Origin of the sequence: Olleya sp. 1-3 (genome assembly GCF_002836085.1) — a bacterium.
In the GTDB taxonomy this organism is placed as follows: domain Bacteria; phylum Bacteroidota; class Bacteroidia; order Flavobacteriales; family Flavobacteriaceae; genus Olleya; species Olleya namhaensis.
Genome location: NZ_PJBW01000005.1, coordinates 144791 through 171057, shown reverse-complemented (window position 1 = coordinate 171057; position 26267 = coordinate 144791). Strand labels below are relative to the sequence as shown.

The 26267-nt window shown below is 33.1% G+C and carries 23 protein-coding genes; 18 read left to right on the top strand and 5 right to left on the bottom strand.

The genetic code is table 11. The features are described 5' to 3' along the window. Positions 1 to 19: 19 nt before the first annotated feature. The 6 genes from bshC to CXF54_RS07130 all read left to right on the top strand — a co-directional run bounded on the left by bshC (position 20) and on the right by CXF54_RS07130 (position 7527). Positions 20 to 1621 (top strand): bacillithiol biosynthesis cysteine-adding enzyme BshC, encoded by a 1602-nt coding sequence (gene bshC / locus CXF54_RS07155; protein WP_101203020.1) that lies wholly within the window; start codon positions 20 to 22, stop codon positions 1619 to 1621. A gap of 3 nt (positions 1622 to 1624) precedes the next feature. Beyond that, on the top strand, positions 1625 to 2998 hold the full coding sequence (locus CXF54_RS07150) for a pyridoxal phosphate-dependent decarboxylase family protein (protein ID WP_101203019.1): 1374 nt from the start codon (positions 1625 to 1627) through the stop codon (positions 2996 to 2998). Positions 2999 to 3078: 80 nt separating this feature from the next. Then, the gene (guaA, locus tag CXF54_RS07145; RefSeq protein ID WP_101203018.1) at positions 3079 to 4611 is read left to right on the top strand and encodes a glutamine-hydrolyzing GMP synthase; all 1533 of its coding nucleotides are present in this window, start codon (positions 3079 to 3081) and stop codon (positions 4609 to 4611) included. A 146-nt stretch (positions 4612 to 4757) separates the two neighbouring features. Next, positions 4758 to 6707 carry a LysM peptidoglycan-binding domain-containing protein gene (locus CXF54_RS07140; RefSeq protein ID WP_101203017.1) on the top strand — a complete coding sequence of 650 codons (1950 nt, stop codon included), beginning with the start codon at positions 4758 to 4760 and terminating at the stop codon, positions 6705 to 6707. A gap of 29 nt (positions 6708 to 6736) precedes the next feature. Further along, positions 6737 to 7285: a hypothetical protein gene (locus CXF54_RS07135; protein ID WP_090839196.1), complete on the top strand. Its 549-nt coding sequence runs from the start codon at positions 6737 to 6739 to the stop codon at positions 7283 to 7285. Further along, positions 7285 to 7527 (top strand): DUF3820 family protein, encoded by a 243-nt coding sequence (locus CXF54_RS07130; protein WP_262496855.1) that lies wholly within the window; start codon positions 7285 to 7287, stop codon positions 7525 to 7527. Before CXF54_RS07135 ends, CXF54_RS07130 begins: the two co-directional genes overlap by 1 nt. 38 nt (positions 7528 to 7565) lie before the next feature. On the opposite strand, the gene CXF54_RS07125 is transcribed toward CXF54_RS07130, so the two are convergent. Next, complete coding sequence (locus tag CXF54_RS07125; RefSeq protein WP_101203016.1) at positions 7566 to 8093, bottom strand: DUF4269 domain-containing protein; 528 nt, start codon at positions 8091 to 8093, stop codon at positions 7566 to 7568. A gap of 221 nt (positions 8094 to 8314) precedes the next feature. On the opposite strand from CXF54_RS07125, the gene CXF54_RS07120 reads away from it, so the two are divergent. The 3 genes from CXF54_RS07120 (at position 8315) to CXF54_RS07110 (ending at position 12794) form a co-directional block, all read left to right on the top strand. After that, positions 8315 to 9931 (top strand): CTP synthase, encoded by a 1617-nt coding sequence (locus CXF54_RS07120; protein WP_101203015.1) that lies wholly within the window; start codon positions 8315 to 8317, stop codon positions 9929 to 9931. A gap of 82 nt (positions 9932 to 10013) precedes the next feature. Continuing rightward, positions 10014 to 11918 (top strand): membrane protein insertase YidC, encoded by a 1905-nt coding sequence (yidC, locus tag CXF54_RS07115; protein ID WP_101203014.1) that lies wholly within the window; start codon positions 10014 to 10016, stop codon positions 11916 to 11918. A gap of 192 nt (positions 11919 to 12110) precedes the next feature. Beyond that, positions 12111 to 12794 (top strand): toxin-antitoxin system YwqK family antitoxin, encoded by a 684-nt coding sequence (locus tag CXF54_RS07110; RefSeq protein WP_101203013.1) that lies wholly within the window; start codon positions 12111 to 12113, stop codon positions 12792 to 12794. A 127-nt stretch (positions 12795 to 12921) separates the two neighbouring features. On the opposite strand, the gene CXF54_RS07105 is transcribed toward CXF54_RS07110, so the two are convergent. Beyond that, on the bottom strand, positions 12922 to 13896 hold the full coding sequence (locus tag CXF54_RS07105; RefSeq protein WP_101203012.1) for a fasciclin domain-containing protein: 975 nt from the start codon (positions 13894 to 13896) through the stop codon (positions 12922 to 12924). A 169-nt stretch (positions 13897 to 14065) separates the two neighbouring features. On the opposite strand from CXF54_RS07105, the gene mnmA reads away from it, so the two are divergent. The 7 genes from mnmA to CXF54_RS07070 are packed head-to-tail and all read left to right on the top strand — an operon-like array spanning position 14066 to position 20971. Next, positions 14066 to 15271: a tRNA 2-thiouridine(34) synthase MnmA gene (gene mnmA, locus CXF54_RS07100; protein WP_262497388.1), complete on the top strand. Its 1206-nt coding sequence runs from the start codon at positions 14066 to 14068 to the stop codon at positions 15269 to 15271. Positions 15272 to 15296: 25 nt separating this feature from the next. Beyond that, positions 15297 to 16922, top strand: a complete 1626-nt coding sequence (locus CXF54_RS07095) for a S8 family serine peptidase (RefSeq protein ID WP_101203011.1) — start codon at positions 15297 to 15299, stop codon at positions 16920 to 16922. A gap of 60 nt (positions 16923 to 16982) precedes the next feature. Continuing rightward, complete coding sequence (locus tag CXF54_RS07090; RefSeq protein WP_101203010.1) at positions 16983 to 17924, top strand: NAD(P)H-dependent flavin oxidoreductase; 942 nt, start codon at positions 16983 to 16985, stop codon at positions 17922 to 17924. 24 nt (positions 17925 to 17948) lie between these two features. Next, complete coding sequence (locus CXF54_RS07085) at positions 17949 to 18731, top strand: FkbM family methyltransferase (protein WP_101203009.1); 783 nt, start codon at positions 17949 to 17951, stop codon at positions 18729 to 18731. A gap of 21 nt (positions 18732 to 18752) precedes the next feature. Further along, on the top strand, positions 18753 to 20135 hold the full coding sequence (locus CXF54_RS07080; protein ID WP_101203008.1) for an MATE family efflux transporter: 1383 nt from the start codon (positions 18753 to 18755) through the stop codon (positions 20133 to 20135). Between the two features lie 28 nt (positions 20136 to 20163). After that, the gene (locus CXF54_RS07075) at positions 20164 to 20391 is read left to right on the top strand and encodes a hypothetical protein (RefSeq protein WP_101203007.1); all 228 of its coding nucleotides are present in this window, start codon (positions 20164 to 20166) and stop codon (positions 20389 to 20391) included. 4 nt (positions 20392 to 20395) lie between these two features. Further along, complete coding sequence (locus CXF54_RS07070; protein WP_101203006.1) at positions 20396 to 20971, top strand: phosphatase PAP2 family protein; 576 nt, start codon at positions 20396 to 20398, stop codon at positions 20969 to 20971. Between the two features lies 1 nt (position 20972). On the opposite strand, the gene CXF54_RS07065 is transcribed toward CXF54_RS07070, so the two are convergent. From CXF54_RS07065 to CXF54_RS07055, 3 genes are read right to left on the bottom strand one after another with little or no spacing between them, the layout of a single operon-like run. Then, positions 20973 to 22607, bottom strand: a complete 1635-nt coding sequence (locus tag CXF54_RS07065) for an ArnT family glycosyltransferase (RefSeq protein WP_101203005.1) — start codon at positions 22605 to 22607, stop codon at positions 20973 to 20975. Further along, positions 22600 to 23223, bottom strand: a complete 624-nt coding sequence (locus tag CXF54_RS07060) for a lipid-A-disaccharide synthase N-terminal domain-containing protein (protein ID WP_101203004.1) — start codon at positions 23221 to 23223, stop codon at positions 22600 to 22602. Before CXF54_RS07060 ends, CXF54_RS07065 begins: the two co-directional genes overlap by 8 nt. Continuing rightward, positions 23223 to 23936 (bottom strand): glycosyltransferase family 2 protein, encoded by a 714-nt coding sequence (locus CXF54_RS07055; protein WP_090839224.1) that lies wholly within the window; start codon positions 23934 to 23936, stop codon positions 23223 to 23225. The genes CXF54_RS07060 and CXF54_RS07055 overlap by 1 nt, the downstream gene beginning before the upstream one ends. Before the next feature lie 94 nt (positions 23937 to 24030). Here CXF54_RS07055 and CXF54_RS07050 point away from each other — a divergent pair, with 94 nt between their 5' ends. Together CXF54_RS07050 and CXF54_RS07045 are read left to right on the top strand one after the other, a co-directional pair. Then, positions 24031 to 24972 (top strand): NAD-dependent epimerase/dehydratase family protein, encoded by a 942-nt coding sequence (locus CXF54_RS07050; protein ID WP_101203003.1) that lies wholly within the window; start codon positions 24031 to 24033, stop codon positions 24970 to 24972. Positions 24973 to 25180: 208 nt separating this feature from the next. Continuing rightward, positions 25181 to 26218 carry a helix-turn-helix domain-containing protein gene (locus CXF54_RS07045; RefSeq protein ID WP_101203002.1) on the top strand — a complete coding sequence of 346 codons (1038 nt, stop codon included), beginning with the start codon at positions 25181 to 25183 and terminating at the stop codon, positions 26216 to 26218. Positions 26219 to 26267: the final 49 nt, after the last annotated feature.

Here is a 26267-nt window from a genome sequence, read left to right as displayed (position 1 = left end):
GCAAGATTCATCTGTAATTATGCCAACACACTGTATTTCATTTAAAGACACTGGATATTTTTCTCAATTAATTTGCGATTATTTAGCGGAAGCGGAAGCGTTAAAACCGTTTTATAATAGATTTCCAAATATTCAGAATTTTAAAGCCCAAATTAAAGAAAAGCAAGAGACGTTTAGTAATGACAATAGAAGTGTATTAGTTAATGCGCTTCAAGAACAATACAAAACACTTGATACGTCAGAAGCTGCAAACACTAATATTAAATTATTAGCAGATAGTAAAACATTTACTATTACTACTGGGCATCAACTTAACTTGTTTACTGGTCCTTTATATTTTTTACATAAAATTATTTCGACCATAAATCTGACAAAGGAATTAAAGGTTGCTTATCCAGAGTACAATTTTGTGCCTATTTATTGGATGGCTTCGGAGGATCATGATTTTGAAGAAATCAATTATTTTAATTTCAGAGGAAAAAAAATACGTTGGAATAAAGAGGCGTCAGGAGCAGTTGGAGATTTAGATACAAAAGGTTTAAAAGAGGTATTTGAATTATTTACTAAGGAACTAGGTATTGGTACTAATGCTAAATATTTAAAAGCACTATTTGAAAACGCGTATTTAAAACACGATAATTTAGCTGAAGCCACACATTACTTAGCAAATGGGTTGTTTGGAGAGCAAGGTTTAGTTGTTATTGATGCTAATAAAAAAGCGTTAAAACAACTGTTTATCCCGCAAATAAAAACTGAGTTATTTAATAACACATCTTTTGAAGCTGTAACCAAAACCTCAAAACAGTTAAGTCAAGTTTCCGATAATTATAGCATACAAGTTAACCCAAGAGAGATTAACTTATTTTACATTATAAAGGACGTTAGAGAGCGTATTGTTTTTGAAAACAACACCTATACAGCCTTAAATACAACTGTTGTTTGGAGTAAAGACCAGTTAGAAAAGGAGGTTCAAGATCACCCTGAACGTTTTAGTCCAAACGTTATTATGCGTCCATTATATCAGGAGGTGATATTGCCAAACCTGTGTTATATTGGTGGAGGAGGAGAGTTAGCGTATTGGTTTCAGTTACAAAGTAATTTTGAAGCTAACCACGTGACGTTCCCAATCTTATTACTGCGTAATTCAGTTTTAATAAAAACAAAACAACAAACGGAAAAGCTTGATAAATTAGGTATTTATGATAAAGATTTATTCTTAAAACGTAATAGTTTTATTAACAAAAAGGTAAGAGAGATTTCAAATATAGATATCGATTTTTCTGAGCAAATCAAACATTTAAAAGCACAGTTTAAAGATTTGTATGCGTTAGCAGAACAAACAGACCAGTCTTTTGTTGGTGCAGTAGCATCTCAAGAAAAGAAACAAATCAATGGGTTAGAGCATTTAGAAAAACGTTTACTTACAGCTCAAAAACGTAAGTTAAAGGATCAAGTGGCCCGCATGACCGCTTTACAATACCAATTGTTTCCAAATTATAGCTTGCAAGAACGAAACATCAATTTTTCAGAATTATATTTAGAATTTGGTTCGGAATTAATACCTCATTTAATTAAAAATTTGAAACCTTTGCAAGGTCAATTTTTAATTGTTGAATTATAAGTTATGCATAAAATAGATTTAGATTTAGTCGAAATGACGCTAGACGTCATGAAATATACTATCGATCGTATTTCAAAAACGGAAGATGTTATAGGTAAACCGCAAAAAGCTGAGACATTAAAAGCGTTAGTCGGAGAAACTGTAACGGATAAAGGTATTGGTGGAGAGACTGCTTTTAATCTATGGAAGCAACATTTAATGCATGCTAACGTAAAAATAGATCACCCACGTCATTTAGCATTTGTACCCGCAGCGCCTACAAGAGCGTCTATTTTATTTGACTTGGTAACATCCGCGTCAAGTATACATGGTGCGTATTGGATGGAAGGTGCAGGAGGGATTTTTTGTGAAAACGAAGCCATGAAATGGATCGTGTCTTTAACAGGATTACCACAAGGTGCATTTGGTGTTTTTACAAGTGGTGGTACCGCAGCAAACTTATCTGCAATTGTTACTGCACGTGAGTATTGGAGAAGTTTAAACAACGACAATAAAAACAGAAAAGGTTTAATAATCACATCTATCGGCGCCCACTCTTCTATAAAAGCTATGGCTAAAGTGGTTGATGTAGATGTTTTATTAGTAGATACGGAAGACCGTTTAAAAGGTGCTGCATTACAGCAAACTATGGACGGTTTAACAATACACCAGAAAGAACGTTTATTTGCGGTAGTAGCAACAGGAGGAACTACTAATGCAGGTATTATTGACGATTTAGAGGGGATTGCAGCTATTTGCGAGAAGGAACACTTATGGTTGCATGTAGATGCAGCTTATGGTGGAGGTGCATTAGCAGCAGACTCGGTTAGACATTTGTTTAACGGTATTGAAAAAGCAGACAGTATTACAATAGATCCACACAAATGGATGTTCTCTCCGTATGATTGTGGTGCTGTAATATACAAGCAACCAGAATTAGCAAAAAAGGCACATTCGCAAGAAGGATCTTACTTAGATATTTTTAAAGACGAAGGTGCGCACGGTTTTAATCCAACAGATTATCAAATACAATTAACACGTCGTGTACGTGGTTTGCCTTTATGGTTTAGCTTAGCAACACACGGTACGGATAGATATAAACAAGCAGTAGAGAGAGGTTTAGAACTAGCAACCATTGCAGGGCAACTAATTAAAGATATGGATCATGTAGAGTTGGTTAGAGAGCCAAGTTTATCTTGTGTGTTATACAGACGTAAAGGTTGGGCTCCGGATGACTATAGAGACTGGACATTTGCTAACCATGATAAAGGGTTTGCATTAGTAACACCAACCAAGTGGAAAGCGGGTCAGAGTTTTGAGACGGTATCTCGTTTTTGTTTTATAAATCCTGATACTACAGAGCAAGATATTAAAGCTATTTTGGAGTCTATGAAATAAGAAAAGTAAATTGTTGAAAAAATAGTAGAAATTTAATAAATCATAAATAGTATTTATCAAAGCAATTACTATTTTTGTGCATGCAACACGACAAAGTACTTATATTAGATTTCGGATCGCAATACACACAACTAATTGCGCGCAGAGTTAGAGAGCTTAACATCTATTCCGAAATACACCCATTTAACAAACCACCAAAAAACGTAGACGATTACAAGGCAGTTATACTTTCTGGTAGTCCAATGTCTGTAAGATCAGAAGATGCTTTTCATCCTGACTTATCAGAGATTAGAGGCAAAAAGCCAATGCTAGCTGTCTGTTACGGTGCACAATATTTAGCACATTTTTCTGGAGGTGAAGTAGCCGAATCAAACACACGCGAATACGGACGTGCCAACTTGAGTTTTGTGGAAGAGGATGCCTTTTTCAAAAACATATCAGTAGGTAGTCAGGTGTGGATGAGTCATAGTGATACTATTAAAAACTTACCAACAAACGGTAAATTATTAGCCAGTACACATGATGTAAAAAACGCGGCTTATAAAATTGAAGGAGAATCAACTTACGCCATTCAATTTCATCCAGAAGTATACCACTCTAAAGATGGTAAACAATTATTAGAAAACTTTTTAGTAGCTATAGCAAATGTAAATCCAGATTGGACACCAAATGCATTTGTACAGGAAACCGTTGACGACCTAAAAGCAAAACTAGGAGACGATAAAGTTGTTCTAGGATTATCAGGTGGAGTAGACTCGTCAGTAGCAGCCATGTTATTACACAAAGCAATAGGTAAAAACCTATACTGCATATTTGTAAATAACGGATTATTACGTAAAAACGAATTCACAGAAGTATTAGAACAATACAAAGGGATGGGCTTAAACGTAAAAGGTGTAGACGCTTCGGCACGCTTTTTGGATGCATTAGCAGGACTGAGCGATCCAGAAAAAAAGCGTAAAGCCATAGGTAACGCGTTTATCGAGGTTTTTGACCAAGAAGCAAATCTAATCGAAGATGTAAAATGGTTAGCACAAGGGACAATCTATCCAGATGTGATAGAAAGTGTAAGTGCAACAGGAGGACCAAGTGCAACTATAAAAAGTCATCATAATGTAGGTGGATTACCAGACTACATGAAATTAAAAATTGTAGAGCCACTTCGCGCTTTGTTTAAGGACGAAGTAAGACGTGTTGGTGCAAGTATGGCTATGGATAAAGACCTTTTAGGACGTCATCCATTTCCAGGACCAGGTTTAGCAATCAGGATTTTAGGAGACATCACAGCAGAGAAAGTACAAATTTTACAAGATGTAGATGCTGTCTTTATTAACGGATTACGCGACGCAGGATTATACGATAAAGTATGGCAAGCAGGTGCTATTTTGCTACCTGTAAATAGTGTAGGTGTAATGGGAGACGAGCGTACTTACGAAAAATGTGTAGCACTAAGAGCTGTAGAAAGTACTGATGGTATGACTGCAGACTGGGTAAATTTACCATACGAGTTTTTACAAAAAACAAGTAACGATATAATAAACAAAGTAAAAGGCGTTAACAGGGTAGTTTACGACATAAGTAGTAAGCCACCAGCAACTATAGAGTGGGAATAAAACCTCCTTTTTTAAAGATTTTATAATAAGTTGGGCGTTACCACAAGGGTCGCGTCTTCCATTATATCTTTTTTTTGCCATATATGGCAGCAAAAAAAAGGATGCCATTACAACCGCTAACGCAGTTTGAAACGTATAAATAACATATGAGAAAATTAATATATATCTTAAGCGTAGTCGTAATGTTTGGCTGTGCTTCCGCGAAAGCGCAAAATTACAAAACGCACAAAGTACAAGTTGGAGAAACTATAGAGCAGATTGCGACTAAATACAGCGTGTCTAAATCTCAGATTTATGCTTTAAATCCGGATGCTAGAAAGGCGTTAAGAACTAACTCGGTTTTAATAATTCCAAACGGAACTGTTGTATCAAATACTACAACACTTACAGAGGTTAAAACATTAGATGGTTTTAAAAAACATAAAGTAAAACGTAAAGAAACGTTATACAGTTTATCTAAAAAGTACAATGTAACGCAAGAGGATATAAAAAAACATAATCCAGAGTTATACGCAAATAACTTACGTAAAGGAGATAAAATTCAAATTCCGCTTTACAAAATCACTAAAGAGGAAGTTGCAGTTAAGTCCGCAACAAAAGCACATACGGTTAAACCTAAAGAAGGTAAATGGCGTATTGCTTACCAATACGGTATGACTGTTCAGGCATTAGAGGATTTAAATCCAAATATGGCGGATGTCTTACAACCTGGAGATATTATTCTTGTTCCAAATTTAGAGGTGCAAGACGTAAAAGTAATTGACGAAAAATACAGTTATTATACGGTATTAAAGTCAGAAGGGTTTTACAGATTAAAGCTAAAAACGGGGTTGACACAAGAGCAGTTAGAGCAATTAAATCCAGACTTATTAACTGTAGGGTTAAAAGAAGGGATGGTTTTAAAAGTACCTTTTGATGCTAATTTGGTTTCAGAAAATCAAGGAGGCGTAGCTGTAATTTCAGGATCAGAAGGCGTAACGTCTGATTTGACAACACGTAATTTAGATGGGGCAACTAAGCATATTGCAATTATGTTGCCTTTTAAATTGGATGCTATAGATTCTGGTGCAGTATCAGACGCTAAGCAATTAATAAAAAAGGATAGGCTAATTAGTTTATCATTAGAATTTTATTCTGGAGTAAAAATAGCATTGGATAGTTTATCTAAATTAGGCATAAACTTAAAGGTTGATGTTTATGATACGGAAAATAGAGAAAGTAAAGTGCTATCTATAGTACGCTCAAATAATTTTGATGGCGTACAAGCAGTGATTGGACCAGTAATGTCAAAAGTGTTTAACACAGCAGCAGCGTCATTAAAAAGTAGAAATATTCCTTTAGTATCACCAATTACAAAAAAGGTAAACTTAATTGATAATGTATTTCAATCTAGACCTGCTGAAAATTTGTTACAAGAAAAATTACTAAGTCATTTTAAAGCCGATAGTACTGCTAATTTTATTATCATTTCTGATATGAAAAATAGAGCAACAGCAAATGCGCTTAAAAAGTCATTTCCAAATGCTAAGATGATTTCTTCTAGAAAAGTCACTAAAACAGGAGCTGATGCTTATTACATTATGGAAGACGATGTAAATCTTGCAATAAAGGCAGGTAGAAACGTTGTGTTTTTAGAAACTGCTAATCCAGGATTTATATCTAATGTAACAAGTGTATTAAATTCTAAAATAGATCCAAAAACTAAAAAAGAGATTGTTTTAACAACAACCGATAAAAATAATGAGTTTGAAAGTGATGAGGTCAGTAACATGCATTTGTCTAACTTAAGTTTTACTTACGGGTCTATAAACAAATCTTTTAGTGAGGATGCTAGTAATAGTTTTGCTAAACGTTACCAAGCATTGTATCATGAAACACCAAACGATTATGCGGTTAGAGGATTTGATATAACAATGGATGTGGTATTACGTTTAGTAACCTCAGACGATTTATATCTATCAGCAAATGAGTCGGCATTAACGACTTATGTAGAAAATAAATTTGCTTATAAGAAGAAGTTGTTTGGAGGGTATTATAACGACGCAGTTTATATAGTAAAATACCAAGACTTAAGGATTGTCGAGGTAAAACAATAAAAATCAATCCGGTAACGTTAAATTAATCTATGCTAAAGTATATGTTTCTTATGGTTAGTTTTTTTCTATTGCAAAGTGATGCAATGGAAGAGCTATCTTGGAGCGAACATTACAAGTTATCATGGAAAGATTTTAAGGGACAACCTAATAAGGATACAGATGCTGTTGCAGTAACAGCATCTGGTATTACTTTTAGTTATTCTATTAATAAATATAAACGTACTCAAAAAGTACAAGGTTTTAAAACATTAGTTAAGGCCTTTTTCTATCCAGAACATTCTTGGTGTAAGTCTGATCAAGTTGATATACATGTTTTAGGGCATGAGCAATTGCACTTTGATATTACAGAGTTGCATGCAAGGCTATTTAGACAACGTATAGCAAATGTTAAACTACACGAAGATTTAGCACAAACACTTCAAGATATGCATGCAAAAATAGAAGCAGACTTAATGGCTATGCAAAATGCATACGATACGGAAAGCGAATATTCTATTGATGTCAAAGGACAAGAAAAATGGCAGGATAGTATTACTAAGCGTTTAAAATCTGTATCACAATTTAAATCTAAAGGGTAGTGCAACAAGTTGAACCTGACAAAGAGTTTCTAATTAAATTGGCACACACTAAAATGCCATTTGGAAAATACAAAGACCGATTTTTAATAGACTTACCAGAGCATTACGTGGTTTGGTATCATAGCAAAGGGTTTCCAAAAGGGAAGCTAGGAGAGATGCTAGACACTATTTATACCGTTAAACTTAATGGTTTGGAAGATCTAATTAGAAATATTAAAAAACAGTATCCAAAACCGAGGTAAAGATTCCTTTTTTAGTTGGTGATTTAATTAATGTAATATTATTTTTCCAACTCTAATAAAGCAAGATACGGATCGCCTTGTAATCCTAATAATTTTGCAAATGCAGGTTCCGTTTTTAATCCTGTAGATTTTAAGTGTTTTATTTTTTTCTTAAAGTCAATACCTTTCTCTTTTAAAATTTGATACTCAACCATCATATGTCGATACGCATTTTGCTTCTCGGTTGGGATTTTCTGTCCAAAAATTTCAATTAAAAAATGATCAGTTTTAAATTCAGCAATAGTTGATTCAATTCCATTTTGGTGTGTCGAATAGATTTTGAAATCTTTTTCATCCGAAAAATTTTTTATTAAATCACGATTGAATTGAGTATGGTTTTTACACTGACAGATTATATCTAAATCACTTTCAGGTAAGTCAATATCAAGCGGAATTGTTCCTGTTAATATTGGATTGTATTGTTGTAATTTATCTAAAATCGCAAACTTTTTTATTTCTAAAAAAGCAAGTTTCTGTTTATTGTTTCCGTTTGTTAGGTAGTCAATATTTTTAAAGTTGTGAATCAATTTTTTAGTTATTTTTTCTAATGGTTATTTTTTAAATGCTACCTTTTTAATATTTTCTATTATCCGTTAAACAAAGTTAACGCAAATAAATAAGAAAGTCATTGGTGTCATTGACTTGATAGAGTTATAAAATAGAATTTAGAACTCTTCCAAAAATAAAACAGTAAACAGGATTAGTTTCAACTAAAAATCATAAATTTGCAAGCGTTTAACAACGCAACATGACATCAGAAACTAAGTACATATTTGTAACGGGAGGAGTAACTTCTTCTCTAGGAAAAGGAATTATAGCAGCATCTCTTGCTAAGCTACTTCAAGCACAAGGTTACAGAACCACAATTCAAAAATTAGATCCTTACATTAACGTAGATCCAGGGACGTTAAATCCATACGAACATGGCGAATGCTATGTGACTGACGATGGTGCAGAAACAGATTTAGATCTTGGGCATTACGAGCGTTTTTTAAACGTACCGACTAGTCAAGCTAATAACGTAACGACGGGACGTATCTACCAAAGTGTGATACAAAAGGAACGTAGAGGTGAGTTTTTAGGAAAAACAGTACAGGTTATTCCACATATTACAGACGAAATTAAACACAGAATCCAAATTTTAGGTAATTCTGGAGAATTTGATATCGTAATTACTGAAATTGGTGGTACTGTAGGAGATATTGAGTCTTTACCTTACATAGAAGCAGTAAGACAACTTAAATGGGATTTAGGGGATAATAACGCATTAGTGATTCACTTAACGTTAATTCCGTATTTAACAGCAGCCGGAGAACTTAAAACAAAACCAACACAACATAGTGTAAAAACTTTAATGGAAAGTGGTGTTCAGGCAGATATCTTAGTATGCCGTACAGAGCATGAGTTACCGTCTGACTTAAAACGTAAGTTAGCTTTATTTTGTAATGTACGTGAAGACGCAATAATACAATCTATTGATGCATCGACAATTTATGATGTGCCAAACATGATGTTAGATGAAGGTCTAGATAAAGTAGTACTTAAAAAATTAGCTTTAAATAGCGATGTTCCAGATTTAACAATATGGAACCAATTTGTAAAGCGTCATAAAAACCCAAAATCTGAAATTACAATCGGATTAATTGGTAAATATGTTGAGTTGCAAGATTCTTATAAGTCAATTTTAGAATCGTTTATTCACGCAGGAGCGGAGAATGAAGTTAAAGTAAATGTAGAATCTGTACATTCTGAGTATTTGAATGCAGATAATATTAAAATGAAACTATCACATTTAGATGGTGTTTTAGTAGCTCCAGGTTTTGGAGAGCGTGGTATTGAAGGTAAAATAACAGCAATCAAGTATGTCCGTGAAAATAACATTCCGTTTTTAGGAATTTGTTTAGGAATGCAAATGGCAGTTATTGAGTTTTGTAGAAACGTAATGGGATTAGCTGATGCTAACTCTACAGAGATGGATCCTGATACTACAAACCCTGTGATTGATATCATGGAAGATCAAAAAACAATTACAGATAAAGGTGGTACTATGCGATTAGGTGCATGGGATTGCCATATTGAAAAAGATAGTATTGCTTATAAAGTATACAAATCTCAAGATATTAAAGAGCGTCACAGACATAGATACGAGTTTAATAGCACGTTTAAAGATCAAGTGGAGGCTGCAGGTTTAAAAGCAACGGGTTACAACCCAGAAACCAAATTGGTAGAGATTGTAGAAAACCCATCTCATCCTTGGTTTGTTGGAGTACAATATCATCCAGAATATAAAAGTACAGTAGCCAATCCACATCCTTTATTTGTGGCATTTGTACAAGCAAGTTTAAAACATAGTAAGAAAAAATAAGTGTCAATTTGACACCTATTTAAAAGTGGTCGTATATTTGACTAATTAATTATTCCTTACAAATAAGAGGAACCAAACAATTATGGAAGAAAAAAAACTAGACGTTAAGTCGATAATAGGATTTGTTTTAATTTTTGCAATCTTATTATTCATGATGTGGCAAAACCAGCCAACTCCTGAACAATTAAAAGCACAAGAGGCAGAAAAGCAAGCGCAAATTGAAGCTAATAAAAAGGCTGAAGCAGCTACGCAATCAGATACTAAGGTTACTACAGCGGTAGATTATTCAATCCCAAAAGATTCTGCTCAAGTAGCAGCTTTACAATCTAAAATTGGAGATTTTGCATATTCTGCAGCAACATCTAGTTTTAAAGACAATCAATTAAACGTAAGTAATGATGTTTTAGATTTAAAATTTAATACTAAAGGTGGACATTTATCAGAGGTAAGACTTAAAAACTTTGTAGACTTTGATTCTATTCCAATCTATTTAGTAAAAGATGGTAACTCTGTTTTTAATATTCAGTTTCAAACTACAGATAATCGTACTTTAAATACTAAAGATTTATATTTTCAGCCAACAGTAACTAAAAGTGGAGATAATACTATTGTGTCTATGAAGTTAAAAACTGCTGAAAACAAGTTTTTAGAATATAATTACGTGATTAAGCCTAACCAATATATGGTTGATTTTACAATAAGATCTCAAGGTTTAGAAACAGCAATAAATACATCAAATCCAATTAATTTAGATTGGACTCAAAAAACATACAGACACGATCAAAGTATCAGTTTTGAAAACAGATACACGCGTTTAACATACCAAGCAGAAGGAGACGTTGATAAATTGTCTCAAATGAATGAGGATGATGAGGTTGAACAAGATGTAGATTGGTTATCATACAGACAACACTTTTTTAGTTCTATCCTAGTAACAGACAAGCCTTTTAAGGAAGTTGCTATTACATCTAAAAATTTAGTAGAAGACGAAGCTAGAGATTCTATTTTTACAAAGCAGTTTTCTACAAAAACAGCATTAGCTTTAAGTGGTTCTAATCTTAATAATAATCTTAGGTTGTACTACGGTCCAACAGATAGCGAGATTTTAAAACAATACGATAATAACTTAGAAGAAAGTGTTCAATTTGGTTGGGGTATTTTTGGATGGATTAACAAGTATTTATTTTTCCCATTATTTGGATTCTTAAGTTCGTTCTTACCATATGGTATTGCCATTATTGTAATGACTATCTTAATTAAATTAGCAATGAGTTTTGTACAGTACAAGCAATACTTATCGCAAATGAAATTAAAGGTGTTAAAGCCAGAATTAGATGCTATTAGAGAAAAGCATAAGGATAATAAAATGAAAGCGCAACAAGAGACTATGGCGCTTCAAAATAAAGCAGGAGCTAGTCCTATGGCTGGTTGTTTACCAGCGTTAATACAAATGCCTGTATTTTATGCCTTATTTATGTTTTTCCCGATTGCATTTGCTTTAAGACAGAAAAAGTTTTTATGGGCAGAGGATTTATCATCTTATGATGTTGTAGCGGAATTACCATTTAGTATTCCGTTATACGGAGATCACGTGAGTTTGTTCCCAATTTTAGCTGCTATTGCTATTTTCTTTTACATGAAGTTGACGACTGGACAAAACCAGATGTCTGCACCACAGCAAGAAGGTATGCCAGATATGGCTAAAATGATGAAGTACATGATATACTTTGCACCAATTATGATGCTTATTTTCTTTAACCAATATGCATCAGGTTTAAGTTTATACTACTTTATTTCTAACTTAATTAGTATCGGGATTTTATTAGTAATCAAGAATTTTATCTTAGATGAAGAAAAAATACATGCTAATATCCAGGTTCAGAAAGCAAAGCCTAAAAAGGAAAGCAAGTTTCAGCAAAAAATGAAGACGATGATGGAGCAAGCTGAAAAGCAGAAACAAATGCAACAAAAGAATAAGAAAAAATAAGAACCTAATAATTCCTTTCTTTCTAGGAAGGTGAGTTTTTGCACAGCTAAAATTCGGATAGGTTTTACAATATTAGCTGTCAGCTTTAACGTAAAAGTTAAGTTTGGCAGCTTTTTTGTTATAACAAAATCAAGTTATTAACGTTAAGCCATAAGGCCTAGTTTCCGCGAAAGCGCTATAATTACATTTTAAATGAAAAGATTAAGTATTGTATTGGTTGTTTTATTTACTAACTGCATCTTGTTTTCTCAGGATTTAAATCAGTTTGATGCTAATGGACAGCGTCATGGTGAATGGAAAAAAACGTTTAAAAACACAAAAGTTACGCGATATCAAGGTCAGTTTGATCATGGTAAAGAGATTGGGACTTTTAATTTTTATAAAAATATTGATGGTAAGGCGGTGTTAACTGCAACTAAAGTATTTAATGCAGATAACGACGTGGCACAGGTTACTTTTTTATCAAGAAATAAAAGAAAAATTAGCGAAGGTAAAATGCGTGGTCGTAACCACATTGGTAAATGGGTGATTTACCATAATAAATCTGATCAAGTTATGACGGAAGAGTTGTATAACGATAAAGGTAAATTAGAAGGGTTGCGCCAGGTATATTATTTAAGTGGACAGGTTGCAGAAAAGGCATTATACAGAGATGGACTTTTACACGGAGAAGCTAATTGGTTTGCAGAAAATGGTAAGCTTATTAAAGTGATTACGTATAAAAACGATAAATTTGATGGTGTTTATAAAGCCTATAATAAGCAAGGTGTTATTGCTACTGAAGGACACTATAGAGATGATGTTAAGTGTTGCATTTGGAAACGTTATAAAAATGGAGCAGTAGTAGAAGAAAAAGATTTAGATAAAAAAGGATAACTTATTTGAAGTTATTAATATAAAAAACGCCTTAATAAAATAAGGCGTTTTTTTTGTTTGATCTAAATAGATCCTGTTAATTAAGGGAAGAATGTGTTTATATCAAGCTATATATTATGTTGTGTGATTACATTTGTGGTGGTAAAACTACTTTGTCAATAGCGTGTACAACACCGTTTACTGCTTGAATATCTACTAAAGATGTTATAATATTACTGACACGATTATTAGCATCTGTTAATGTAAATGCTGTTGCATCTGCAGTGATGTCTCCTCCAATAGTAGTTACGGTTCCTGATGTTAGCATTGACGATTGTACGTTTGCGCCAACAATGTGATACGTTAATACAGCGTCAACAGTTGCTGTGTCTATATCTGTAAGAGCGGTTACGTTAAGTTCTGTTAGTAAGTCTCCAAATGCTGCGTTAGTTGGTGCAAAAACTGTAAATGGACCTGCTGTTGCATCAGATACTGTTGTAATATATGGTACTGTTGGTGCACCTGTATCTGCATAGGCTAAGGCATCTACTAATGTTGATAATCCCGGGTTTGTAGTTGCAAAAGTTGCTATTGTTGGTAAATCTATTACTGCATCTACAACATGTACAATTCCGTTAGATGTTGATATATCTGCTAAAGCTACATTGGATGCACCGTTAAAGGTTACTCCAGAAGTTCCGTCCCAATATAAACTTAAGTTAGAGTCGTTTGGACCTGATGCTAAAGTATTAGTGTATCCTGCTGCTCCTGCTAAATCTGAAGACATGATATTTGCACCATCAATAACGTGGTTTAATAAAATTTGTGTTAAAACATCATCCGGTACATCTGCTAAAGAATCAAATCCTTTGGCTGCTAAAAAAGCAGTAAATGCATCGTTTGTTGGGGCTAATACGGTTCTGCTACCTGATGCAGATAAGGCATTGACTAAATCGGCTTGAATTACAGCTTCAACTAAAATACTTAAACTAGGTGTTGCTTGTGCAGTTTCTACTATGTTTAATTGTTTAGGTTCCATAACCGCAGCATCATCATCGTCACTACATGACCAAAATGTTACAATTGCTAAAAAAGCTAGTGATAATGTTTTTAAAGTTTTCATAATAATTATTTTTTGTTGTTTTGTTTAACAAATCTATAAAAAGATTAAACATTAATATTTTAAAGATTTGTTAAAGTTTTTAAAATATTGTTTTTCAGTCTATTATGGTGCTTGTCCAATTAGTGTTAAGTGGTAGTAAATTTTACAGAAAGCCTTATCTTTGCAGTCTATTTTAAAAATTGTCATGAAAAAAAGAGTTATTGTTGGTTTGTCGGGAGGTGTAGATTCTAGTGTTGCTGCGTATTTATTACAGAAGCAAGGTTATGAGGTTATTGGTCTTTTTATGAAAAATTGGCATGATGACTCTGTTACTATTTCTGACGAGTGTCCTTGGTTGGACGATAGTAATGATGCGATGCTGGTTGCAGAAAAATTAGGAATTCCGTTTCAAACGGTAGACCTAAGCGAGCAGTATAAAGAACGCATTGTGGACTATATGTTTGACGAGTATGAAAAAGGACGTACGCCAAACCCTGATGTATTATGTAATAGAGAAATCAAATTTGATGTCTTTATGAAAATTGCTTTAGATTTAGGTGCAGACTATGTTGCAACAGGACATTATTGTCGTAAAACAACATTAACTAAAGATGGACAAGATGTACATCAATTATTGGCAGGAAAAGATCCTAATAAGGATCAGTCTTATTTTTTATGTCAATTATCTCAACAGCAATTGGCAAAAGCGTTGTTTCCGGTTGGAGAATTATTAAAACCTGAAGTTAGAGCAATAGCAAAAGAACAAGAACTAACGACTGCAGATAAAAAAGACTCGCAAGGGTTATGTTTTATTGGAAAAGTAAGATTGCCAGAATTTTTGCAACAACAACTTAAACCAAAAGAAGGTGTTATTGTTGAGATTCCGAAGGATAATGCTTTTTATAATGAAACAGTACCGACGTTTAATTCTAAATTAGAAGAACTACAATACCAATCTAGAAAACCAAGTTATGAGGTGTCTCAAGGAAAAATAATGGGTAAGCATCAAGGGGCACATTATTTTACTAAAGGGCAGCGTAAAGGATTGGCAGTTGGTGGAACAGTAGAACCTTTATTTGTAATTGATACAGATGTAAAAGAAAATGTTATTTATACCGGACAAGGCACAGCACATCCTGGTTTGTATAAAAGCGCATTATTTGTGTCTAATGAAGAGTTGCATTGGGTTAGAGAAGATTTAGCATTAGATACAGACGAAACTATGCAGGTTTTAGCTAGAATTAGATATAGACAACCATTAGAAAATGCAACATTGCATAAAGTTGAGTCTGGGTTATATGTCGAATTTGAAAACCCACAATCTGCAATTACTGAAGGGCAATTTGTTGCTTGGTATTTGGATGAAGAATTAGTTGGTTCAGGTGTAATTTCTTAAATTGCAGTAACAAATTGTTACTGACATGAAACACCTATACTTTTTATTATTTTTTGCTTTTTCATCTTGCTTATTTGCTCAGGAACATGCTTGGGTGTATTTAGCAGACAAGCCTGATAGCGCAGTAGCTTTAGCTAATCCTATTTCAATCTTAACTCAAAAAGCATTGGACCGTAAAGCGGCACATAATGTTAGCATAGATTTTAGAGATGTCCCTGTGGACGGGAGTTATATTTCTGCTGTAAAGTCACAGTCGGGAATTACAGTTATGTCTAAATCTAAATGGTTTAACGCATTGCATGTCTTAGGTACGCAAGCTGATATTAATGCCTTATTAACAGTTACCGTTAATGGTAATTTAGTAGTTAGCAATATAGATTATGCAGATACTAGTTTAAATGCAAGACCAAGTGCAAATCAAAATAAGCATGATTTTGAAGCTAGTTTAACAGACTTCACCTACGGAAATACCACAAATCAGGTCACTATGATTGGGGTTGATAATTTACATCAACATGTAGACAGTTATACCGGTACAGGTATGACGGTCGCTGTTATAGATGCAGGTTTTACTAATGTAAATACTATGAATGGCTTTCAACGGTTAAGAGATGCTAACGGAATTTTAGGAGGTTATGATTTTGTAGATCGCAATACAGATATTTATGCTTACACAGGAAACTCGCACGGGACTTGGGTATTAAGTGATATGGCTGGTTTTATTGAAGATCAGTTTGTTGGAACAGCGCCTGATGCAAGTTATTATTTGTTTAGAACAGAGAATGCAGCAACGGAAACACCTTTAGAAGAAAGTTTATGGATAGAGGCGGCAGAACGTGCAGATAGTTTAGGTGTGGATGTTATTAACTCATCTTTAGGGTATACCACGTTTGATAATCCTAATTATAGTTATACACCAGCCCAAATGGATGGGAACACAGCTTATATTACAAAAGGTGCTAATATTGCTTTTGAAAAAGGAATTTTGGTAGTTAATTCAGCAGGTAATTCAGGGTCTTCAAGTTGGGGTATTGTTGGTGCTCCTGCAGATGCTGCGGGTGTATTTAGTATAGGAGCGGTTAAAGCAGATGGTACGTATGCATCGTTTAGTTCTAGAGGTAGTAGTGCACAACCAACTCAAAAACCAGATGTTGTAGCACAAGGCCAAGCTAGTTATGTTATAAATACTAATGATAATATTACGACTTTAAACGGAACGTCTTTTAGTGCTCCAATTTTAGCGGGAGGTATTGTGTGTTTATGGCAAGCGTTACCAAATTTATCAAATGCCGAAATAATGCAAGTAGTGCGTGAGTCGGCATCACAATATAATACACCAGATAATTTTCTGGGCTACGGTATTCCAGATTTAGATTTAGCAAGAACGTTATCTAATACCAATTTTCAAAACGATACGACTACAGTAAAATTATATCCAAACCCTGTTTCTAATCAATTAACAATACAGTTACCATTACAGATTGAGGAAGCTAGTGTAAAGTTATACGATGTCTTAGGAAAAAAAGTTATTGATACTAAAGTCAATAGTATTAATAAAACTATTAATACAAATCCATTATCTAAAGGTGTGTATTTAATTAAGGTTGAAGCTGAAGGGCTTTCAATAGCTAAAAAAATCATCAAAAATTAGGCATTCGGTTATTTTTTTTAAAGAAACTAAAATGCAATTGATTCAAAAATCCCATTGAATATGTCAAACAAAATCACCCAACTTTTTAATATTAAACATCCAATTATCCAAGCAGGAATGATTTGGAATAGTGGTTGGAAATTAGCTTCAGCAGCAAGTAATTCTGGAATATTAGGATTGATTGGTGCCGGAAGTATGTATCCAGATGTGTTAAGAGAACACATTCAAAAATGTAAAAAAGCAACAGATAACCCCTTTGGTGTTAATGTTCCAATGTTATATCCTAATATTGAGGAGATCATGAATATTATCGTGGAAGAAGAGGTTAAGATTGTATTTACTTCCGCAGGAAATCCAAAAACGTGGACCAAATGGTTACAAGATAAAGGGATAACAGTGGTGCATGTTGTTAGTAGTGTTAAGTTTGCTTTAAAAGCACAAGTAGCAGGTGTAGATGCCATTGTTGCAGAAGGTTTTGAAGCAGGAGGACATAACGGTCGTGACGAAACGACTACGCTAACTTTAATTCCAATGGTGCGAGAACAACTACAAATTCCGCTAATTGCAGCTGGAGGTATTGCTACAGGAAAAGCTATGTTAGCGTGTATGGTTTTAGGTGCTGATGGTGTGCAAGTCGGGAGTCGATTTGTGGCAAGTACAGAAAGTAGCGCGCATCAAGCATTTAAGCAAGTTGTGGTTGATGCTAAAGAAGGCGACACCCAATTGACGTTAAAAGAATTAGCGCCTGTTAGACTTGTTAAAAACAAGTTTTATCAACAATTAGAAGCGTTATATAAAACGAGTCCGACACCAGAACAACTTAAAGAATTATTAGGTCGTGCGCGTGCCAAAAAAGGGATGTTTGAAGGAGACTTAGACGATGGCGAACTAGAGATTGGTCAAATAGCAGGGTTAATTCACGATATAAAACCAGTAGCTGAAATTGTTAAAGACATGGTTGCGGAGTTTGATGTGGCTAAGTCTAATGTTGGACAACTGTAATTTTTAGTGGCCTAACATATTATAATGCTAATTAAAAAACTGCTTTTTACATCTTATCAAATTAAGTGGATTCCAAAATGGATAGGTCTACTTGGTGTTTTTCAGTGCGTTAAATTGTTACTCTCTAAAACTAGTAAAGCGCCGTATTTAGTTTTAAAACTGAAGGGATATGATAATAAAGTTTACCTAAGGCCAAAAACTTCCGACTTAAAAATATTCAAACAAATTTTTATTGAAGAAGAATATAATGTCACTTTTCCAGAACAGGTTAATTATATAGTAGATGCTGGTTCTAATTGCGGGTTTTCGATAGTGTATTTTAAAAATAAGTTTAAAAACGCTAAACTTATAGCTATTGAGCCTGACACTTCTAATATTGAAATTATTAAAAAAAACACCACAGGCTTTAAGGATGTGTTTATTGTAAAAGGCGGTGTTTGGAATATAAATACCGATTTAAAAATTCTGAATAAAGATGCTGGTAAATGGGCCTTTAGAGTGGCAGAAGCAATAGATAATACTAAGGAATTTAAAGGGTATAGTTTGGATGCCATCATGTTGGAGCATGACATTAAAATAATTGATATATTAAAAATGGATATTGAAGGTTCCGAGAAAAATGTTTTTGAACAAAACTATCAATATTGGTTATCTAAGACTACATTTGGCTTTTTAGAATTACATGAAAATTATGCGCCTGGTGTTACAGACTTGGTCCATTCTAGATTAAGTGAATTTAATTTTAAAGTATCTAAGTCAGGTGAAAATGTAGTGTTTTCAAAAAAAATAGGAGGTATCTCTTTTTAAATGAAATTAACGTAAAAAGTAATGGTATTAAGTAATTACACTAAAGAGTTTAAATACAACTGGCAGCTTGCAGCTCCGGTTATGTTAGGTATGCTTGGTCATACATTTGTCAGTTTTGTAGATAATATCATGGTTGGTCAAATGGGAACAGCAGAGTTAGCTGCTGTGTCATTAGGTAATAGTTTTATGTTTATTGCCATGTCAATTGGTATCGGGTTTAGCACTGCTATTACACCTTTGGTGGCAGAAGCAGATAGTGCAAACGACTTTGATAAAGGTAAATCGGCATTTAAACACGGGTTGTTTTTGTGTACCGTTTTAGGGATTTTGTTATTCTTATTAGTGTTTTTTGCTAAACCTTTAATGTATTTAATGAAGCAGCCTATAGAGGTTGTGGAGTTGGCTATTCCGTATTTGGACTTAGTCGCGTTTTCATTAATTCCATTAATTATATTTCAAGGGTTTAAACAGTTTAGTGATGGGTTGTCATTAACTAAATACCCAATGTATGCTACAATTTTAGCCAATTTAATAAACGTAGGATTAAACTACTTGCTAATCTTTGGTAAGTTTGGTTTCCCAGAAATGGGAATAATCGGTGCAGCTTACGGGACGCTGGTATCGCGTATTATAATGGTAATCTATTTATGGTGGTTGTTAAAAGGACGCGCTAAATCTAAAGACTACGTCACCAATATTAAATTTTTTGTATTAGATAAATTAATGCTTAAAAAAATTATAGGATTAGGAACGCCTAGTGCTATGCAAATGTTTTTTGAAGTAGCCATTTTTACTGCTGCTATTTGGCTTAGTGGATTATTAGGTAAAAACCCTCAAGCAGCCAATCAAGTGGCCTTAAACTTAAGTTCTATGACCTTTATGGTGGCAATGGGACTTAGTGTTGCTTCTATGATTAGGGTTGGTAACCAAAAAGGATTACATCAATATTTAGAGTTGCGTCGTATTGCGGTGTCCTTATTTTTAATGGGCTTTATTTTTGCAGTTATTTTCGCATCTTTATTCTTGATTTTTAATCAATTTTTACCTCGTTTATATGTCGATTTTGATGATGCTGTAAACTTTAAGGACAATATGGAAGTGGTCACAATAGCCTCACAATTATTAATTGCAGCAGCAGTGTTTCAAATTAGTGATAGTTTGCAAGTTGTTGTTCTTGGAGCTTTAAGAGGACTTCAGGATGTTAAAATTCCAACTATAATTACATTTATCTCATACTGGTTAATTGGATTCCCAATCAGTTGGTATTTTGGTAAGGAAGACGCTTATGGTAGCTTTGGTATTTGGTTAGGATTACTAGCCGGTTTAACTTCTGCAGCTATTTTATTGTTTATACGTTTTAATTATCTAACTAAAAGGTTAATTTTGAACTCGGCTAATAACTAACAGCCAAAAGCTAAAAGCTAAATACAACATGGAACTACCAAAATACATACTAGGCGATAATACAGATTTGCCAAACGCAATTTTTGTGATTCATACTCAGTTTCCGAGATTTATTATCAATCTAGAAGATGACGAAGTGGAATGGTTTGAAGATTTTGACCAACACGACGAAAAAGAATTAGAAATGGAGACTGAAAATCTAATCATAGAAGCAACTGCTTTTTACGATAGGGAAGTAGCAAGATACGACGAGTAATTATATGTTAGACCAATTAGTACAATACGATAAAGAACTTTTTTTATTTTTAAACGGATTAGGATCTACCACTTGGGATAGTTTCTGGATGTTTTATACGGATAAAGTACATTGGATTCCGTTTTACGGAATCTTAGCCTATTTTATGTACAAACGGTCTAATACAAAAATGTTTGTATTAACGGTTGTAGTTATTGCTTTAATGATTTTATTTACAGACCAAATTACAAACCTTTTCAAAAAAGTATTGGTAAGACGTCCTAGACCTTGTCATGAAGACGATCTTATTCAGGTCATGCGCTTAGTTAAGTCGTCCTGTGGTGGTGCTTTTGGGTACTTTTCTGGTCATGCCAGTAATAGTATGGCAGTTGCTATTTTTTCTGGATTAGTATTACGCTATAAATACAAGTATTTAATATATTTCTTGATAGTTTGGGCAATAGTAATGGCTTACAGCAGAGTGTATATTGGAGTACATTATCCTTTAGATATATTAAGCGGAATGTTATTTGGTGCCTTTTCTGGAGTCTTGTTTTACAAGTTAGATAAGTACTTTCAATCTAGATTTCAGTTAAAATAAATTACTTCTTTTTAAGATAATAATACTTAGCAATCAGTCGGTCTTTATACTGTTTGCTATCTGGCGCGCTTTCATTTAAATCGTAAGTTGTCTGTTGTGTAATAGTATAAATTTCACTTATCGCCTCTAAATCCTTTTGACTCATATAATCAGATAGGACAGCAAATTCATTCTCTAAAGGAAAATTAAAAGTAGTCTTGTCTTTAGAGATCTGCGGGATCTTTTCGCCATATTGCCATATTGCTTCAGGCGCAATATTATTGATAATATAAAGTTTGGTATTAGTGTTTTTAGTTTCTTTTAAAAGCTCAGAAATTGGCTTAAAATTCTCACTAGTAAAGCTTTTTGTTAACGGTAAACCGAAAAGAAAGATAGCTGCAAAAAACGCAGTGGTTAATAAGAAAACTGATTTAATCTCTTTTTTTATTAGTTGTGATAGTATTGCTAAACCTAACACAAAAACAACTATCGCAAATAGGATAAACTGAAACAGGTTAGTATTTAATTGATCAGCAAATTTAAAATACACTAAAAAAGGAGCGACAATACCAACTAGAGCAATTAAACCAAAGTTAAAATAGACAGGAATAGTTTCACGTTTATCTTCTAGAGTTTTAAACTTACGAATTAAATACTCGATATAAAACCCAATATTTAAAGCCAACGGAATTAAAACAGGCATTAAATAACGTGATTTTTTCTCAGGGATTACAGATAATAGTACAACTGCAAAAAGTGTCCAAAATAGCGTGAATTTGTAAGCTTTCAAGTTTATAACTCTTGTCTTTAAATAAGGGTATAATAAACTTATAAAAGCAGGAATAGTCCATAACCCACTTTGTGTAAAAAAGCTCCAATAGTAATAAAATGGTCTAACATTATAACTAGTCCAATTTCCTGTTTCTTTACTTGTAATAGCAGCAAATGTTGTCGGATCTTCAAGTCTGACATAAAAGTACCACCAACCACCAATAACAATGGCTAGTGCAAGTGTAGTTATAATAGGTAATATTTTTGTTTTGATGTTTTTATATTTAAAACTGAAACCATAGGCTAATAAAAACGGTAATAATAACGCGTAAAAGCTAACAGGACCTTTACTTAATATAGAGCATCCAATAAATAGTGCTGCATATAAGACGTGTTTCCAATTGGTGCTTTCAGATTTAAAAAAGGTAAATAAGTAGTATATGGCTATCATCATAAAGCCATGCGTAAAAATATCCCATGGGGCTTCAATAGTGATACCAATAATATAAAATGATGTGATTAATATTAGGGTGTTTATTATACTATGTGTCTTGTTTTGTAATATAGATTCTGATAGTTTAAAACTAAAAACAGCCAATACCATAATCATTAGTATAGCCGGTAGACGCATTCCAAAGATACTCTTTACTCCAAAAAGTAGTCCTGAAAAAGCAGTCAGCCATGTTGGTAATGGTGGTTTTTCATAACGTGCTTCGCCATTCATGGTGGTTAATAGCCAGTTATTATCCTGTATCATTTCTCTTGCAGTAATAAAATTACGTGCTTCCATGATTGTTACTTGTATGGTTTCTAGGTTTGGTAATAACATAATTGCTATAATCAAACAAATAATAGTAAGTGGATAATCTTTAAATAGCTTAGGCATTTTGTTGTTTTAAAATTAACAAATTTCTGATGTAAATAACCGCTCCTAAGGAGTGTCCCACTAGCAGTACATAGTCTACTCTAAAAATAGCGTAGGTTAAAATTAATAGGGATCCTATTAGGCTTAACGCCCAAAACCCAAGAGGTAAAGACGATTCTTTGTTTTTTTCAGAATATAGCCATTGGTATACAAAACGTAATGTAAATACTATTTGAGAAACTATCCCTAATACTAATAACCATAATGGGATGGCTTGGTTTTTAAATAACTTAACCGTATCAATAGCGTTGTTGTTAAAATAGAAAACGGTAATAAAAACGGGCATTAATAGTAAAATCCATCTGATGCCAGCCGGAAATGTTTTCCATTGGTTTTGCAACTGTAAATTTCTAATGTAGATATAATAGGTAAGACCTTGACCTAACATAATTGCAAAGTCATCACGTAAATACCCATAAATAAATAGTAAAAACGAAGCGATTAAACTTAGCGTCCAAAATAAGGTTGGCGTAATTACTCGTTTTTGTTTTTCGCTAGTAATCCATTGGATTATTAAACGAGACGAGAATAAGGTTTGCGCCAAAAAACCAATGCTAAGTATAATCCAGTTGCTCATTATTTTTTCTTAGCGACTTCGTAATTAATGTACTTTTTCTTCATCCATAAATACGCAAAACAGTCCATTAAAGGTCCTAAAAGCCTATTCCAAACCCCAAATTTTGCTTCTCCAGCAACTCTTGGAAAGTGCTGTACCGTTATTTGCTTAGTTGTTCCGTTTTGCAACATGATCATAGCTGGTAAAAAACGGTGTAACCCTTTAAACATTGGGATGCGTTTGGCATAATCTGTTTTGATTACTTTTAAAGGACAACCTGTGTCATCCATTCCATCTTTTGTAAAAGCACGTCTAATACCATTTGCAATTTTAGACGACATGTTTTTTACAAAACTATCTTTTCGGTTAGAGCGGACACCAGTAACTAAATCAAATTCACCAATATGTGCTAGAAGTAGATTAAAGTCCTCAGGAGCTGTTTGTAAGTCTGAGTCAATATACCCAACTAACTCCGTTGTAGTATAGTCAAAACCAGCTTTTATTGCAGCACTTAAACCACGATTTTCTTTAAATAATATGTAGTCAAAAGCATCATGTCTGCTACAAATAGCTTCTATTAATGCTTGACTTTTATCTTTTGAGCCATCATTAACAAATAATATTTTAGTTGTTTTTGTTGCTATTTGCGTGTAAGCTAATAACTCCTTTTCAACTCTTAGTAAATTATCTTCCTCGTTATATACAGGAACAATGATGGTAAACTGGTAATTCATAAACCTATTTTAGTGCTACAAATGTATTGTTTTTTAGATAATTGAAATCGGTATCGAAAAAAAATATGTTTCTTTGTAGTATAGAAATGCACTTATGAAGATTTTAGTTACTGGAGCAGCAGGTTTTATAGGCTCTCACACATGCGAACGTTTACACGATTTAGGTCATGACGTTGTTGGTTTAGATAATTTTAATGATTATTACAGCTTAGCGCTGAAAACCTTAAACGAAAAGGCACTTTTAGAAAAAGGAATTAAGATTATTAAGACCGATTTAAGAGCTGATAATTTAGCTGAAGCTTTACCAAAAGATATTAATTATATTTTTCATTTTGCTGCACAGCCAGGTATTTCGGCAAGTTCAACTTTTGAAGATTATTTTACTAATAATATTATTGCAACTAAAAACTTAATTGATTACGCATTAGAGTGTAATAGTTTGGAACTGTTTGTTAATATCGGGACATCTTCAATTTATGGCTTGGAAGCAACTTTTCCAGAAACAAAAGCACCAGAACCAGCATCGCATTATGGGGTTACTAAATTAGCAGCAGAGCAACTTGTATTACAAAAAAGTAGAGAGAAACTATTTAAAAGCTGTTCTCTGCGTTTATATTCTGTGATTGGACCAAGAGAACGTCCAGAGAAAATGTACACCAAATTAATAGCGTGTGCATACAATGGAGAGGCTTTCCCGTTATACGAAGGAAGTGCGACACATTTACGTAGTTTTACCTATGTTGGAGATATCGTGGATGGTATTGTTAGTGTTGTTGGTAATGACACTAAAGTAGATGGCGAAATTATTAATCTTGGGACAGAAGTAGAACATACCACACAAGACGGTATTGAGGCGGTTGAGCAAGTTATTGGACAGGCTATAAAAATTGATCACGTCAAAGCTAGAGTAGGAGATCAATTACGTACTAAAGCTAATATCGATAAAGCTAGAAAATTGTTAAATTATAATCCGCAGACTACTTTATTAGAAGGTGTTAAAGCTCAAGTAGAATGGTACAAGGCTAATTTTGTATAATAATTTAATAAAAAACAAGAACGTTATAATGGTTTGTTTTTATAGAGCAACTTTATCATGTGTAAGAGTATTATATATTACATTTAGTACAAATGGATTGTTGTGATTCAAAAAGAGAAGAGCTATAAGATTTTTGTTATCCTACTTTAATACTGCTGTTTTTTATGATTTTCAAGCTTAATATTTTATTAAATTTCAGATAAACAGAATGCTTAAAATACTCCAAATTATTGCTTTATTACAAGGTTTTTTTGTTATATCTGTTTTGTTTATTAATCGCAAAGACTATAAGAAAATACCTTTTGTTTTACTTTTTGGTAGTTTACTTTCTGTGTTATTATACATACTAGGTGATGACGAAAATAATCTTTTTGTAGAACAAGCAGATTGGTTTTTATTTGATAGTTCTCTTTTTGTTACTTTTTTGTTTTTATTTTTTAGGTACTATAAAAATGGTAAGGAAAAATTCCAAAAGTTTGATTATTTATTTTTTATTCCTAATATTATCTATTTTGTTATTGAAGGAATTGAAGTATTATTTCCTACAGAGTCTTTTGTTGTAGAAATTTTTGAATTTCTTTCAGAATTAACATTTATTATTTACTTGTCGTTAATTGTATATTCTGTAATCACAACAAAAAAGAAGCATTGGATCATTTATTTTGCTATCCCAATTGTTATATTATTTGCGTTTTCTTCTTTAAATGAATTACTTAAGACATTCGGTTTTAATGAAATATCTCTACTTACAGACTCGGATTTTATTACTTATCTTTTATTGGTTATTGCTTTTTTGTTTTATTTTATTGCTTTTAAGTTATTAACAAAAGATAGCCAATTATTGCCTAAACAGGATAGAAGCAAGTATAAAAATTCAAATTTAAATCCTAATTTAATTAATAAATACAAATCAGATATTATTAATGCAATGGAGATTGATAAATTGTATCTCAACAGTAAATTATCAATACATAATGTCTCTGAAAATTTAAATATTCCTCGTCAATATATTTCTGAAGTTTTGAATTTGCATTTGGACACAAGTTTTCAAGACTTTATAAATAGATATCGTATTGAGGAATTTTTGAAACGACTTGAAAACGACCAAAATGGCCATTTAACACTTTTAGGAATAGCAATGGATGTTGGTTTTAATTCTAAATCATCTTTTAACTCTACATTTAAGAAAATCAAAGGTTTAACACCTAGTGAGTATAGGAAAATTCACTTAAAAAAAACAGAATAGGTCTAACAAAATTAGTCTGCACCTCTTCTAAAAAATATCTTTTGTAAAT

Bases quoted from the DNA above. Each gene is read 5' to 3' on its own strand.
- bshC (WP_101203020.1), top strand. From the start codon at position 20: ATGCCAACACACTGTATTTCATTTAAAGACACTGGATATTTTTCTCAA.
- CXF54_RS07150 (WP_101203019.1), top strand. From the start codon at position 1,625: ATGCATAAAATAGATTTAGATTTAGTCGAAATGACGCTAGACGTCATG.
- guaA (WP_101203018.1), top strand. From the start codon at position 3,079: ATGCAACACGACAAAGTACTTATATTAGATTTCGGATCGCAATACACA.
- CXF54_RS07140 (WP_101203017.1), top strand. From the start codon at position 4,758: ATGAGAAAATTAATATATATCTTAAGCGTAGTCGTAATGTTTGGCTGT.
- CXF54_RS07135 (WP_090839196.1), top strand. From the start codon at position 6,737: ATGCTAAAGTATATGTTTCTTATGGTTAGTTTTTTTCTATTGCAAAGT.
- CXF54_RS07120 (WP_101203015.1), top strand. From the start codon at position 8,315: ATGACATCAGAAACTAAGTACATATTTGTAACGGGAGGAGTAACTTCT.
- yidC (WP_101203014.1), top strand. From the start codon at position 10,014: ATGGAAGAAAAAAAACTAGACGTTAAGTCGATAATAGGATTTGTTTTA.
- CXF54_RS07110 (WP_101203013.1), top strand. From the start codon at position 12,111: ATGAAAAGATTAAGTATTGTATTGGTTGTTTTATTTACTAACTGCATC.
- CXF54_RS07105 (WP_101203012.1), bottom strand. From the start codon at position 13,896: ATGAAAACTTTAAAAACATTATCACTAGCTTTTTTAGCAATTGTAACA.
- CXF54_RS07095 (WP_101203011.1), top strand. From the start codon at position 15,297: ATGAAACACCTATACTTTTTATTATTTTTTGCTTTTTCATCTTGCTTA.
- CXF54_RS07090 (WP_101203010.1), top strand. From the start codon at position 16,983: ATGTCAAACAAAATCACCCAACTTTTTAATATTAAACATCCAATTATC.
- CXF54_RS07085 (WP_101203009.1), top strand. From the start codon at position 17,949: ATGCTAATTAAAAAACTGCTTTTTACATCTTATCAAATTAAGTGGATT.
- CXF54_RS07080 (WP_101203008.1), top strand. From the start codon at position 18,753: ATGGTATTAAGTAATTACACTAAAGAGTTTAAATACAACTGGCAGCTT.
- CXF54_RS07075 (WP_101203007.1), top strand. From the start codon at position 20,164: ATGGAACTACCAAAATACATACTAGGCGATAATACAGATTTGCCAAAC.
- CXF54_RS07070 (WP_101203006.1), top strand. From the start codon at position 20,396: ATGTTAGACCAATTAGTACAATACGATAAAGAACTTTTTTTATTTTTA.
- CXF54_RS07065 (WP_101203005.1), bottom strand. From the start codon at position 22,607: ATGCCTAAGCTATTTAAAGATTATCCACTTACTATTATTTGTTTGATT.
- CXF54_RS07060 (WP_101203004.1), bottom strand. From the start codon at position 23,223: ATGAGCAACTGGATTATACTTAGCATTGGTTTTTTGGCGCAAACCTTA.
- CXF54_RS07055 (WP_090839224.1), bottom strand. From the start codon at position 23,936: ATGAATTACCAGTTTACCATCATTGTTCCTGTATATAACGAGGAAGAT.
- CXF54_RS07050 (WP_101203003.1), top strand. From the start codon at position 24,031: ATGAAGATTTTAGTTACTGGAGCAGCAGGTTTTATAGGCTCTCACACA.
- CXF54_RS07045 (WP_101203002.1), top strand. From the start codon at position 25,181: ATGCTTAAAATACTCCAAATTATTGCTTTATTACAAGGTTTTTTTGTT.